At 62.8% G+C, this 11,892-nt stretch carries 11 protein-coding genes; 6 read left to right on the forward strand and 5 right to left on the reverse strand.

Annotated elements, in window-relative coordinates; genetic code table 11:
- Positions 1-47 precede the first annotated feature (47 nt).
- Together NKG60_RS02955 and NKG60_RS02960 are read left to right on the forward strand one after the other, a co-directional pair.
- A complete protein-coding gene (locus NKG60_RS02955; RefSeq protein WP_352869146.1) occupies positions 48-896 on the forward strand; it encodes a PopZ family protein in 849 nt (282 codons plus the stop codon).
- Positions 897-1,399: 503 nt separating this feature from the next.
- Positions 1,400-4,183, forward strand: a complete 2,784-nt coding sequence (locus tag NKG60_RS02960; protein WP_352869143.1) for a valine--tRNA ligase — start codon at positions 1,400-1,402, stop codon at positions 4,181-4,183.
- Here NKG60_RS02960 and NKG60_RS02965 read toward each other — a convergent pair whose 3' ends face one another.
- Entirely contained in the window at positions 4,184-4,423 is a 240-nt protein-coding gene (locus NKG60_RS02965; protein ID WP_352869140.1) for a hypothetical protein, read from the reverse strand.
- A 142-nt stretch (positions 4,424-4,565) separates the two neighbouring features.
- On the opposite strand from NKG60_RS02965, the gene NKG60_RS02970 reads away from it, so the two are divergent.
- The 3 genes from NKG60_RS02970 to NKG60_RS02980 all read left to right on the forward strand — a co-directional run bounded on the left by NKG60_RS02970 (position 4,566) and on the right by NKG60_RS02980 (position 8,613).
- Complete coding sequence (locus tag NKG60_RS02970; RefSeq protein ID WP_352869137.1) at positions 4,566-5,786, forward strand: OmpP1/FadL family transporter; 1,221 nt, start codon at positions 4,566-4,568, stop codon at positions 5,784-5,786.
- A gap of 279 nt (positions 5,787-6,065) precedes the next feature.
- Positions 6,066-7,790 carry a dihydroxy-acid dehydratase gene (gene ilvD, locus NKG60_RS02975; RefSeq protein ID WP_352869134.1) on the forward strand — a complete coding sequence of 575 codons (1,725 nt, stop codon included), beginning with the start codon at positions 6,066-6,068 and terminating at the stop codon, positions 7,788-7,790.
- Positions 7,777-8,613, forward strand: a complete 837-nt coding sequence (locus tag NKG60_RS02980; protein WP_292663816.1) for a tetratricopeptide repeat protein — start codon at positions 7,777-7,779, stop codon at positions 8,611-8,613. The genes ilvD and NKG60_RS02980 overlap by 14 nt, the downstream gene beginning before the upstream one ends.
- A 24-nt stretch (positions 8,614-8,637) precedes the next feature.
- On the opposite strand, the gene NKG60_RS02985 is transcribed toward NKG60_RS02980, so the two are convergent.
- The 4 genes from NKG60_RS02985 to erpA form a co-directional block, all read right to left on the reverse strand.
- Positions 8,638-8,955, reverse strand: a complete 318-nt coding sequence (locus NKG60_RS02985; protein ID WP_352869131.1) for a hypothetical protein — start codon at positions 8,953-8,955, stop codon at positions 8,638-8,640.
- A gap of 77 nt (positions 8,956-9,032) precedes the next feature.
- A complete protein-coding gene (xth, locus tag NKG60_RS02990) occupies positions 9,033-9,827 on the reverse strand; it encodes an exodeoxyribonuclease III (RefSeq protein ID WP_352454506.1) in 795 nt (264 codons plus the stop codon).
- 30 nt (positions 9,828-9,857) lie between these two features.
- Positions 9,858-10,247, reverse strand: coding sequence for a VOC family protein (locus NKG60_RS02995; RefSeq protein WP_352869128.1), 390 nt, complete (start codon positions 10,245-10,247; stop codon positions 9,858-9,860).
- Positions 10,248-10,249: 2 nt separating this feature from the next.
- On the reverse strand, positions 10,250-10,597 hold the full coding sequence (gene erpA / locus NKG60_RS03000) for an iron-sulfur cluster insertion protein ErpA (RefSeq protein WP_254818314.1): 348 nt from the start codon (positions 10,595-10,597) through the stop codon (positions 10,250-10,252).
- Positions 10,598-10,670: 73 nt separating this feature from the next.
- Between erpA and NKG60_RS03005 the strand changes: the two genes are divergently transcribed.
- Positions 10,671-11,885, forward strand: coding sequence for a deoxyguanosinetriphosphate triphosphohydrolase (locus NKG60_RS03005; protein WP_352869124.1), 1,215 nt, complete (start codon positions 10,671-10,673; stop codon positions 11,883-11,885).
- Positions 11,886-11,892: the final 7 nt, after the last annotated feature.

Below are 11,892 nucleotides of genomic sequence, written 5' to 3' on the forward strand. Positions count from 1 at the left end.
CCGGACAGGAAATCTGAGAACGAGTCACAAGGGCGGCGGATGTGACGATGGCGACGGCAAGCAGCGTACAGCGCGAACCTTCCATGGAAGAAATACTGGCTTCCATCAGGAGGATCATCGAGGACAGCGATACCGGCCGCAAGCAGCCGGGCGACACGGACGAACTGCGCCAGGATCTGCAACCGGCGCCGGCTGCGGGACGGGCAGCGGAGGGGGATGCGTTCCGTTCCGAACTGCGCGGCGGACTGGAGATCGCCAAGCCGGCCATGCGGGCCGAGGTGCAGCCAACGGTCGCGCCGGTCATCGAGCGCCTGGAAACGCCGCTCCGCCCCGGCCCGGTAAAAGCAACGGTGACGCTGGCTGAGGTGAACACCGCTCCCGAACCGCCCGCAAAGCCGGATCGGCCTGCGATGGCCAAGGCTGCCGAGACAACCGACACCATCATCGCCGATTGGCGGCGCGAGATCGCCGCGGTCGGCGACGCAATGGCCAAGCCGGAGCGCGCCGAGCCATCCCATACGCCGGACGTCGAGCCGAAGGCCGAGGTTTTCGAGGACGAGGCGACTGCTGGACCTGCGCCGGAGCCTTCGGAGATTGGGCTGGAGCCTTCGGAAAGCAGCCCGGGACCTTCGAAAATCGGATTTGCGCGTCCGGCGGCCAGCGAGGCGCCGCCCGCACGTCCCGCGATCCTTTCGGAGCATACGGGCCGGCAGGTTGCCGCCGCCTTCGGCGAGCTTTCCGACGCGTTTGCCAGCCGTAGCAAGAAGACCTTCGACGAGATGGCCGAGGAGATGCTGCGGCCCATGCTGCAGGACTGGCTGGACAACAACCTGCCGACGCTGGTCGAGCGGCTGGTGCGCGAGGAAATCGAGCGCGTCGCGCGCGGCGCGCAGTAGCAATTCGAGAAAACGCCGACAGGCGGCTCGACCGGCGAATTGTCGAGGTCGGCGCTGCCCCTCATCCGCCTGCGGACAGGCGCCATCGGCGAAGCATCCAATCTCCCCCCTTGCGGGGGAGATGCCCGGCAGGGCAGAGGGGGGTGCTGTCCCTCCGGCCTCTCAACGATCGCAGCCACGCCGTCAGGCAATTGAATTTCCGAGATTGGGGAAGACCGAAGTCGAGGTTGGCGATCCTTCCCACCCCCCTCTGTCCTGCCGGACATCTCCCCCGCAAGGGGGGAGATCGGATGTCTCTTTGGCTTTCGCCAACCACCAAGGCTGGAAGGCACGGCAAGGGGCAGCGCAAACCTGAAGCGATTGCCTTGCAACATTCAGTTCCGCGAGTTGCACCGAACCATGCCGGCGCTATGTATTGGCCATGCCGCCCTTGCGGTTGACTTGGCAACAACCTTCCGATTTACACCGGACCACAAATTCCGGACAGCGCGGACCGTTTTCCCATGCTCGAAAAGACCTACGACGCCAAAGCCGTCGAGCCGAAGATTGCCAGGATCTGGGAAGAGGCCGACGCGTTTCGTGCCGGCGCCGGGGCCGAGGAGGGGGCTGAAGCCTTCACCATCGTCATCCCACCGCCGAACGTCACCGGCTCGCTGCATATGGGCCATGCGCTCAACAACACGCTGCAGGACATTCTGGTGCGCTTCGAGCGCATGCGCGGCAAGAATGTCTTGTGGCAGCCGGGCATGGATCATGCCGGCATCGCCACGCAGATGGTGGTCGAGCGCCAGCTGATGGAAAAGCAGATCCACCGCCGCGACCTGACGCGCGATGAGTTCATCGACAAGGTCTGGGAGTGGAAGGACGAGTCCGGCGGCGCGATCCTCAACCAGCTGAAGCGGCTCGGGGCCTCGGCCGACTGGAGCCGGGAGCGCTTCACCATGGACGAGGGCCTCTCCAAGGCCGTGCTCGAAGTGTTCGTGACGCTCTACAAGGAAGGGCTGATCTACAAGGACAAGCGCCTTGTGAACTGGGACCCGAAGCTGTTGACCGCCATCTCGGATCTCGAGGTCGAGCAGCAGGAGGTCAACGGCAACCTCTGGCACTTCCGCTATCCGGTCGAAGGCACGACATTCGATCCGGAAAATCCGAAGACCTTCATCACCGTTGCGACGACCCGGCCGGAGACGATGCTGGGCGATACGGCTGTTGCTGTGCACCCCGACGACGAACGTTTCCGGCATCTTGTCGGCAAGAACCTTGTTCTGCCGATCGTCGGCCGCAGGATCCCGGTGGTCGCGGACGAGTATTCCGATCCCGAAAAAGGCAGCGGTGCGGTCAAGATCACGCCGGCGCATGACTTCAACGATTTCGAGGTCGGCAAGCGCCACCGGCTGCCGGCGGTCAACATCCTCACCGTCAATGCGGCGGTGAGCCTCAAGGACAATGAGGACTTTCTGGCCGGACTGGAAGTGACGCCGGAGCGCCAGGCTGTCTGGGACAGCCTCGACGGTCTCGACCGTTTCGATGCGCGCAAGAAGATCGTCGAGCTGATGGAGGCGGGCGGCTTTCTCGAGAAGGTCGAGCCGCATCGCCACACGGTGCCGCATGGCGACCGCGGCGGCGTGCCGATCGAGCTGTTTCTGACCGACCAATGGTATGTCAATGCGGCGGAACTGGCCAAGCCGGCGATCGCCTCGGTGCGCGAGAGCCGTACCAATTTCGTGCCCAAAAACTGGGAAAAGACCTATTTCGACTGGATGGAGAACATCCAGCCCTGGTGCATTTCGCGCCAACTGTGGTGGGGCCACCAGATCCCTGCCTGGTATGGGCCGGACGGGCATGTCTTTGTCGAAAAGACCGAGGAAGAGGCGCTCGGTGCCGCCGTCGAATATTATCTGGCGCTGGAAGGGCCGTGGAAGGCCTGGGTCGAGGACAAGCTCGAGAATTTCCAGCCTGGCGAGATCCTGACCCGCGACGAGGACGTGCTCGATACATGGTTCTCGTCGGCGCTGTGGCCGTTCTCGACGCTCGGCTGGCCGGACCAGACGCCGGAGCTGAAGACCTATTACCCGACCGACGTGCTGGTCACCGGTTTCGACATCATCTTCTTCTGGGTCGCCCGCATGATGATGATGGGCCTACATTTCATGGATCAGGAGCCGTTTCATACCGTCTATGTCCATGCGCTGGTTCGCGACAAGAACGGGCAGAAGATGTCGAAGTCGAAAGGCAACGTCATCGATCCGCTCGAGCTCATCGACGAATACGGCGCCGATGCGCTGCGCTTCACCTTGACGGTGATGGCAGCGCAAGGGCGCGACGTGAAGCTCGATCCGGCCCGCATTGCCGGCTATCGCAATTTCGGCACCAAGCTGTGGAACGCGACGCGCTTCGCCGAGATGAACGAAGTGGCGCGCGACGACGATTTCTGGCTGCAGGACGCCAAGCTGGCGGTCAACCGCTGGATCCTGACCGAGCTGACGCGAGCCGCGCGCGACATAACGGACGGCATCACCTCGTACCGATTCAACGAGGCGGCGGGTGCCGCCTACCGGTTCGTCTGGAACCAGTTCTGCGACTGGTACCTGGAACTGCTGAAGCCGGTGTTCATGGGCACCGACGAGGCCGCCAAGGCCGAGAGCAGGGCATGCGTCGCCTTCGTGCTGGACGAGATCTACAAGCTGCTGCATCCGATGATGCCGTTCATGACCGAGGAACTGTGGGCCGAAACCGCCGGTGAGGGCAGGCAACGGCCATCGCTGCTTTGTCATGCGGCATGGCCGTCGCCCGATTTCGAGGACGAGGCGGCCGCCGCCGATATCAACTGGCTGGTCGATCTCGTCTCCGGCATCCGCTCGGTGCGTTCGGAAATGAACGTGCCGCCAGCGGCGATCGCACCGCTCGTGGTGATCGGCGCCAACGACGCGACACGCGAAAGGCTCGAGCGTCAGGGCTCGGCTATCAAGCGTCTCGCGCGGGTCGGCGACATCTCGCTCGCCGAGGCGCCACCCAAGGGCTCCGCGCAGATCGTCGTTAACGAAGCGACCATTTGCCTGCCGCTCGGCAGCCTGATCGACCTTGCCGCCGAGGCAGCGCGCCTGCAGAAGGAACTTGCCAAGGTGACCGAGGAAATAGCGCGGCTCTACAAGAAGCTGTCCAACGAGAAATTCGTCGCCAACGCGCCGGAAGAGGTGGTGGAGGCCGAGCGTGAAAAACTCGCCGAATATCGCGAGGCGCAAGAGAAGCTTTCGGTGGCATTGACGCGGGTACGCGAGGCCGGCTGATCAAACAAATTGGGCCGGCTGGCCGCGATAGATTCGCCGGTCACGAATCTGCTTTCCAGATAGGCCGCCTGCCACGAAAACAGGCATTCCGCAGCGTAAATCTTGAGGCAAACTGAATGTTTTTGCCCCATTGTTGCCGTAATGTAACAATGGCTGGCTGGGCATGCAAAATGCCCCGTTTTGTAGTGATTTAGGCGGTTTTCCGGAGTTTTCTCGTTGATTTGTATTTGAGCCGGCCATTTTCCCGCCTTGTCGTGAAGGCCGACACCTTGTCGGAAATGCGTTCAGCCAAGGTGTACATGTACGCACGGCGAATTCGTTGTTGCGCCGTTAACCTGAATTGGTTCTAGCTTGATGCAAGGATATTTCGGGGAGGAGATTCATGTGTTATTCGCGTCTGAAAGTGCTGCTGGGCGCGGGGGCTTTTTCGCTGGCTTTGGCTGGGACGGTGCAAGCCGGGGGCTTTGACCGGGGCGGCGTCAACATCGACCAGCTGTTCGACGCGGCGCCATATTCGTTCGATGCGGGCGTGACCTATGTTTCGCCACAGCGCAAACTGAAGAATGTGCAGCGCCTGGATGGCTCGGGATTGTCGACGTCGGCGGTGGATGTTGGCGGCGACTATGCGGTGCCGCATGTCGGCATCAAAGCCAACATCTTTGAGCCCGTAGACTGTCTTGCGACCTATACGGAACCGTATGGTGCGGATGCAAAGTTCGGCGCCAACAACGCCTATTCGCCGACAGCGGTCAAATACGCCGTCGACACAAACGATTTCGGTCTTACCTGCTCCTATAAGGTGAACGTCGGCAAGGGCGCCATACGATTCATCGGCGGTGTCTCATACCAGCAGGTAGACGCGTTTCTTTCCCGCCAGACACTGCTCGCCTTCGGCAATACCGGCCTCGGCGTCTTCAAGCTATCCGACGAGGCATGGGGTTGGCGTGCGGGCGCAGCCTATGAGATCCCCGAGATCGCCCTGCGCGCCAGCCTGATGTACTCTTCGAGCTACAAATATGACGGGCTGTCGGGAACCGTCGACACGACCGGCTTCAGGGGCGCCTTTCCGGCGGACCTGGTTCCCGGCTCTACCGGGGTGTACCCGGTCTCGGCGTCGGCTGAGATACCTCAAGCTCTGGAATTCAAGCTGCAGAGCGGTATAGCCCCTGGCTGGCTGGCCTTTGGTTCCATCCGCTGGCAGGAGTGGAGCAAGCTTGGCGTCATTGCCATCAATGGCGTGCGCAGTCCGGTAACCGGTGCTCCCTCGCCCGTTTCATTCGACCTGCTTTATCGCGACGGCTGGACGGTCACGGGCGGTATCGGTCACAAGTTCACCGATCAATTGTCGGGCGTGGTTTCGCTGACCTGGGATCGCGGCACCTCGACGACCTCCGGCTATCAGTCGGATACCTGGGCCGTGGCCAGCGGCGTCTCCTATTCGCCGAACGATCAGGTCGAGGTCAGGCTCGGCGGCTCGATCGGTGTGCTGACGAGCGGGTCATCGACTTTCAGCGGTGTCGGCGACGTGGCAAATGCCGTCACCTATAGCTACGGCAACGACCTGCTTCTCGCCGGTTCGGCTTCCGTCAAGATCAAGTTCTAACTATTAATTTTTAAACGACAAAACGGCCGGGCACTGCCCGGCCGTTTGTTGGGTGCGTGGCGTCCGGCATTCGGCCGGCGCAACAATTGTCCCCATGATGTTCGCTCCTGTAATTGTGACGTTTTGGCAACAGTTTCTGAACAACCCTCGCGCCACCCGGCCGCCTGGGAACATTGCCCATTTCCCGCCATAAACCCGGCGCACCTCAAACTTGTCTCGGGACACGCGCCAAAAGGCTAGGCGAAGAGGCAGGCCGCACCGCCCGCGGTAAGGACGAGTATGGACGCCAGAGGGATCTCCAAGGCCAAGCTGCCGAGCCGCCACGTGACCGTTGGTCCCGAGCGGGCGCCGCATCGCTCCTACCTCTATGCGATGGGGCTGTCGGCGGCCGAGATCGCGCAGCCTCTGGTCGGTGTCGCCAGCTGCTGGAACGAGGCCGCACCCTGCAACATCTCGCTGATGCGCCAGGCGCAAGTCGTCAAGAAGGGCGTGGCATCCGCCAACGGCACGCCACGCGAATTCTGCACCATCACCGTTACCGACGGCATCGCCATGGGCCATCAGGGTATGAAGTCGTCGCTGGTGTCGCGCGAGGTCATCGCCGACTCGGTCGAGCTCACCATGCGCGGCCATTGCTACGATGCGCTGGTTGGATTGGCCGGTTGCGACAAGTCGCTGCCTGGCATGATGATGGCCATGGTGCGCCTCAACGTGCCGTCGATCTTCATCTATGGCGGCTCGATCCTGCCCGGCAGCTACCGTGGCCGGCAGATCACCGTGCAGGACGTGTTCGAGGCGGTCGGCCAGCATTCGGTCGGCACCATCGGCGACGCCGAGCTGCTCGAGATCGAGCAAGCCGCCTGTCCGTCGGCCGGCTCCTGCGGCGCCCAGTTCACCGCCAATACCATGGCCACCGTCGCTGAGGCGATCGGCCTGGCGCTGCCCTATTCCTGCGGCGCGCCGGCACCCTACGAGATGCGCGACCGCTTCAATTTCGCTTCCGGCGAAAAGATCATGGAGCTGATCGCAAGGAACATCCGCCCGCGCGACATCGTTACTATAAAAGCGTTGGAAAATGCCGCGACCGTGGTCTCGGCCACTGGCGGCTCGACCAACGCGGCGCTGCATCTGCCGGCGATCGCGCACGAGGCCGGGATAAAGTTCGATCTTTTCGACGTGGCCAGGATATTCGAGAAAACACCCTATATCGCCGACCTCAAGCCGGGCGGCAAATACGTCGCCAAGGACATGTTCGAGGCCGGCGGCATTCCGCTCTTGATGAAGACGCTGCTCGACCATGGCTATCTTCATGGCGATTGCCTGACGGTGACCGGCCGCACTTTGGCCGAAAATATGGAACATGTTTCCTGGAATGACAGCCAGGATGTGGTCCGTCCCGCCAACAGGCCGATTACCCAGACCGGCGGGGTCGTGGGCTTGAAGGGTAACCTTGCCCCCGAAGGCGCGATCGTGAAGGTCGCCGGCATGACGGAGCTGAAATTCTCGGGTCCGGCGCGCTGCTTCGATTCGGAAGAGGAATGTTTCGAAGCGGTTACGCATCGCAACTATAGCGAAGGCGAGGTTCTCGTCATCCGTTACGAGGGTCCGCGCGGCGGCCCGGGCATGCGCGAAATGCTGTCGACGACGGCGGCTCTCTACGGCCAGGGCATGGGCGGCAAGGTGGCGCTCATCACCGACGGGCGTTTTTCGGGCGCGACGCGCGGTTTCTGCATCGGCCATGTCGGGCCGGAAGCGGCAGTGGGCGGCCCGATCGGGCTGCTTAGGGATGGCGACTTGATCTCGATCGATGCGGTGAACGGCACGATCGAGGTTGCATTGTCCAAAGCCGAACTGGCGGCGAGGGCAAAAGGATGGAAGGCGCGCACGACCGACTATCAGTCGGGCGCGATCTGGAAATACGCACAGACGGTCGGATCTGCCCGCGACGGCGCGGTCACCCATCCCGGCGGTGCCAAAGAAACACACTGCTATGCGGACATCTGAGTTGTTGAGGTCGTCTGTCCTTTCGGCACTGGTTGCGCTCGCCACGTTTGGCGCGACCTTGGGCGCCGTCGGCCAGGCCATGGCCTTCGACGACAAGGTGTTCGACGACAAGACCGGTGTGAAGCCGCAGTCGAGCCCGTGGGCGGTGTTCCAGTTCGGCTTTTCCGCCTACAAGAACGGCCATAAGGAGCAGGCCGCGGAAGCCTATAAATATGCCGCCGAGAACGGCCAGATCGGCGCCACCTGGAAGCTTGCGCGCATGTATGCCGAAGGCGATGGCGTGGCGCGAGACGACTACGCGGCATTCAAGTTCTTCAGCGAGATCGTCGACCAGGATGTCGAGCCCGGTTCGCCCGAGGAAAGCTATGTTTCGGACGCGCTGGTGGCGCTTGGCGACTATCTGAGGAAAGGCATTCCCGGCAGCCCCATCGAGGAGAACGAGGTGGCGGCCCAGGAATATTACATGCGTGCCGCCGCCAACTATCGCAATCCGAACGCCCAGTTCGAGATGGGCCAAATGTTCCTCAAGGGTGAGGGCGGCGTCAAGGCCAGCGTCAAGCAGGCCGGCCGCTGGTTCCAGCTGGCGGCCGAAAAGGGCCATGCGGGCGCGCAGGCGACGCTCGGCAACCTGCTTTTCCAAAGCGGCAAGATCGTGCGGGGGCTGGCGATGATGACCGCGGCGCTCGAACGGGCCTCACCTGCCGACCAGCCATGGATCCGCGGCATGCAGGAGGAAGCGTTTGCAGCCGCCGGCGAAGCCGACCGCCGCACCGCGATCTCGCTGGCCGACGACATCCTCACCAAGGGTGGCGGCGACCAGTAGGTCGGCAGAATTTCCGTTTTTAGATCAATTGTCGGTCGGTTCCGCCGGCATGCCGCCGGGCGCCGGCGTTGAGATCGGCGTGCCCTGCAGATGTGGGGCGAGCGTGTTCTCCGGGCAGCCATCCCGCTGCTTTGTCCAGGACGTGTTGTTGAGCACCATCTCGCAACGGGCGAGGTAGCTTTGGCCGGCAAGCGTCAGGCAGGCGACCCGGCCGATCTGGAATGATTTGCCGTTAGCCAGGCACTCTGCATCGGCAAAAGCAGGCGTCGCCACCGCCATCGCAAGCGCGCAGCCGATCGGGCAGAGTACAAATCGAGTAGTCATGGGAACCCCAGCCACCATGATGATTTCTCATCAAGCGCGCGATTTGTGGCGATAAGAGGTCAACTTATCAATGTGCCGCCGGACAGCAGCTCCGGTCAGGCCGGCTGCAGCGCCAGATCGATCGCCACCGGCACGTGGTCGGAGGGCTTTTCCCAGGCGCGCACCTGCTTTTCGATCGAAGCCGAGGAAAACCAGTTCGCGGCTTCGGGCGACAGAAGCAAATGGTCGATGCGGATGCCGTTGTTCTTCTGCCAGGCGCCGGCCTGATAGTCCCAGAAGGTAAAGACGTCCGGGGCGTCGGTGACAGCACGCACGGCTTCGGTGAAGCCGAGATTCTTCAGCCGCCGGAACGCCTGCCGCGTCGCGGGCTGGAACAGTGCATCGCTTAGCCAGTTTTCTGGATATTTGGCGTCGATCGGCTCGGGGATGACATTGTAGTCGCCGGCCAGCACCAGCGGCTCTTCCAGTGCAAGCCGCTCCTCGGCCCAGCGCTCCAGCCGTGCCATCCACGAAAGCTTATAGGAGAACTTCTTCTCGTCGTCGATCGGGTTGCCGTTCGGCAGATAGATCGAGGCAACGCGCAAGGCGCCCTTGTCGGTCGAGAACACGCCTTCGATAAAACGCGCCTGTTCGTCGGCATCGTCGCCCGGCAAGCCGCGATTGACCTCGTCGAAACGCAGCTTCGACAGGATGGCGACGCCGTTGAAGCCTTTTTGGCCGTAGGTCTCGACATTGTAGCCGAGCGCCTCGATCTCGGCCCGGGGAAACTGCTCGTCGACCGTCTTGATCTCCTGCAGGCAGGCGATGTCGGGCGCGCTTTCCGTCAGCCAATGGGTCAAATTGCCGATGCGGGCGCGAACGCCATTGATGTTCCAGGTGACGATTTTCATGGTGGCCTCGATAGGCTGGTGGTCCGGAGACTAGCGATCCGGTGGATGACGTTCGACAAGGCCGATCGTATTGCCTGCCGGGTCCTTTAGGAAGGCCATCCATTCGCTTTCCCCGGCCTGGCCGAACAGGCCTTCGGTGTCGCGATGGACGAGCGCCGGCGGCGCGGTGAAGGGAACGCCGGCGGCCTTTGCCGAAGCGTGGAACTCTTGGAGGCCGGATATGTCGAGATAGACGGTGCCGGCCGGCAGACCGTCGGTGAAAAGCAGGCGCACGTCACCGGCCAGGATGAAGGCGATGCCCGGCGGATCGAAACGCGCGTGCAGGCTCATGCCGAGCACCTCGCGCCAGAACGCCAGCGTTGCGTCGAGGTCGCGCCCGGCGGAAAGCGCGACCTGACGGACCGCGCCGATGTCGGGCATTTCTAGATCGAGAAGCTGGTGCCGCAGCCGCAGGAGGCGACCGCATTGGGGTTTCTGATCTGGAACGACTGGCCCATTAGGTCGTCGACGAAATCGATCACCGAGCCGCCCATATAGACCAGCGACAGGTCGTCGATCAGCACGGTGGCGCCGTCCTTTTCGATGGCGACGTCGTCGTCATTGCGCCTGTCGACCAGGTCGAACTTGTAGGAGAAGCCGGAACAGCCGCCGCCCTCGACCGAAACGCGCAGGGCCGTCTTACCGGCTTCGCTCGCCACAATCTTGGCGATCCGCCTGGCGGCGGCATCGGTCATCTCGACTTTCATGGCAGTCTTGGCATCAGCGCCCATGGGCGTCACCTTGCTTTCGGTTTTGTATGATAGGTATGAAGCGCGACGGGGCAAGTCAACTGCGGCATACGCTATGACCAACGAGTTGGGCGACATCGGATTCGGCTATCGGCCGCGCGCGGCCTATGCCAGCGACCCGGCGAAGTCGCGCGGGCGACTGTTCGACGAGGTGGAAAGCCCGACGCGCACGCCGTTCCAGCGCGACCGCGACCGCATCATCCATTCGACGGCGTTCCGCCGGCTGAAGCACAAGACGCAAGTGTTCGTCGCACACGAAGGCGACCATTACCGCACAAGGCTGACGCATTCGATCGAGGTGGCGCAAATCGCACGCGCTCTGGCGCGGGCGTTGCGCGGTGACGAGGACCTGGCCGAGGCGGTGGCCCTGGTGCACGACTTCGGCCACACGCCCTTCGGCCATACCGGCGAGGACGCGCTGAACGAGAAGATGGCCGCCTGGGGCGGCTTCGACCACAATGCGCAGTCGCTGCGCGTGGTGACGCGGCTGGAGCGGCGCTATGCCGAGTTCGACGGGCTGAACCTCACCTGGGAAACGCTGGAGGGGCTGGTCAAGCATAACGGGCCATTGACCGATGCCAAGGGGAAAGGGCTGAAGGGGCCGGTGCCGCAGGCGATCCGCGACTATTCCGAACTGCACGACCTCGAGCTCGACCGCTTCGCCGGTATCGAGGCGCAGTGCGCGGCGATTGCCGACGATATCGCCTACAACACCCACGACATCGATGACGGCTTGAGGGCAGGGCTGTTGACGCTGGATATGCTGGAGGGCGTCTCGCTGCCGGGGTCAATCCTCAAGGGCGTTCGTGAGCGCTATCCGGCGCTCGATGACGTACGGACCGGCCACGAGCTGATGCGCCGGCAGATCACCATCATGGTCGAGGACGTGATCGTCTCGACGACGGCCAATCTGGCGCGCATCAAGCCCGGCAGCGCCGAAGCGGTAAGGGCGGCCGGCGAGACGATGGTGAGCTTCTCCGCCGAGACGGCCGCATGGGAAAAGGAGCTGAAGGCCTTTCTTTACAAGCACCTCTACCGACACGCGGAGGTCATGCGGGTGCGCGCCGATGCCGATCAGATCGTTAGGGACCTGTTCGACGTCTATTTCGCCGATCCGCGCGCCATGCCGGATGGCTGGCGCGAAGGGCTCGACCGGGCAGAGGACCGCGTCAAGGCGCGCAGTGTTGCCGATTTCCTGGCCGGCATGACGGACACTTATGCGCTCAAGGAACACAGGCGTTTGTTTGACCATACGCCGGATTTGAGCTAGGGCGGGC

It is taken from the genome of Mesorhizobium sp. M1428 (genome assembly GCF_040317515.1).
GTDB lineage: Bacteria > Pseudomonadota > Alphaproteobacteria > Rhizobiales > Rhizobiaceae > Mesorhizobium.

Coding starts and splice junctions, on each gene's coding strand:
- NKG60_RS02955 (WP_352869146.1), top strand. CDS start 48: ATGGCGACGGCAAGCAGCGTACAGCGCGAACCTTCCATGGAAGAAATA.
- NKG60_RS02960 (WP_352869143.1), top strand. CDS start 1,400: ATGCTCGAAAAGACCTACGACGCCAAAGCCGTCGAGCCGAAGATTGCC.
- NKG60_RS02965 (WP_352869140.1), bottom strand. CDS start 4,423: ATGGCCGGCTCAAATACAAATCAACGAGAAAACTCCGGAAAACCGCCT.
- NKG60_RS02970 (WP_352869137.1), top strand. CDS start 4,566: ATGTGTTATTCGCGTCTGAAAGTGCTGCTGGGCGCGGGGGCTTTTTCG.
- ilvD (WP_352869134.1), top strand. CDS start 6,066: ATGGACGCCAGAGGGATCTCCAAGGCCAAGCTGCCGAGCCGCCACGTG.
- NKG60_RS02980 (WP_292663816.1), top strand. CDS start 7,777: ATGCGGACATCTGAGTTGTTGAGGTCGTCTGTCCTTTCGGCACTGGTT.
- NKG60_RS02985 (WP_352869131.1), bottom strand. CDS start 8,955: ATGGTGGCTGGGGTTCCCATGACTACTCGATTTGTACTCTGCCCGATC.
- xth (WP_352454506.1), bottom strand. CDS start 9,827: ATGAAAATCGTCACCTGGAACATCAATGGCGTTCGCGCCCGCATCGGC.
- NKG60_RS02995 (WP_352869128.1), bottom strand. CDS start 10,247: ATGCCCGACATCGGCGCGGTCCGTCAGGTCGCGCTTTCCGCCGGGCGC.
- erpA (WP_254818314.1), bottom strand. CDS start 10,597: ATGGGCGCTGATGCCAAGACTGCCATGAAAGTCGAGATGACCGATGCC.
- NKG60_RS03005 (WP_352869124.1), top strand. CDS start 10,671: ATGACCAACGAGTTGGGCGACATCGGATTCGGCTATCGGCCGCGCGCG.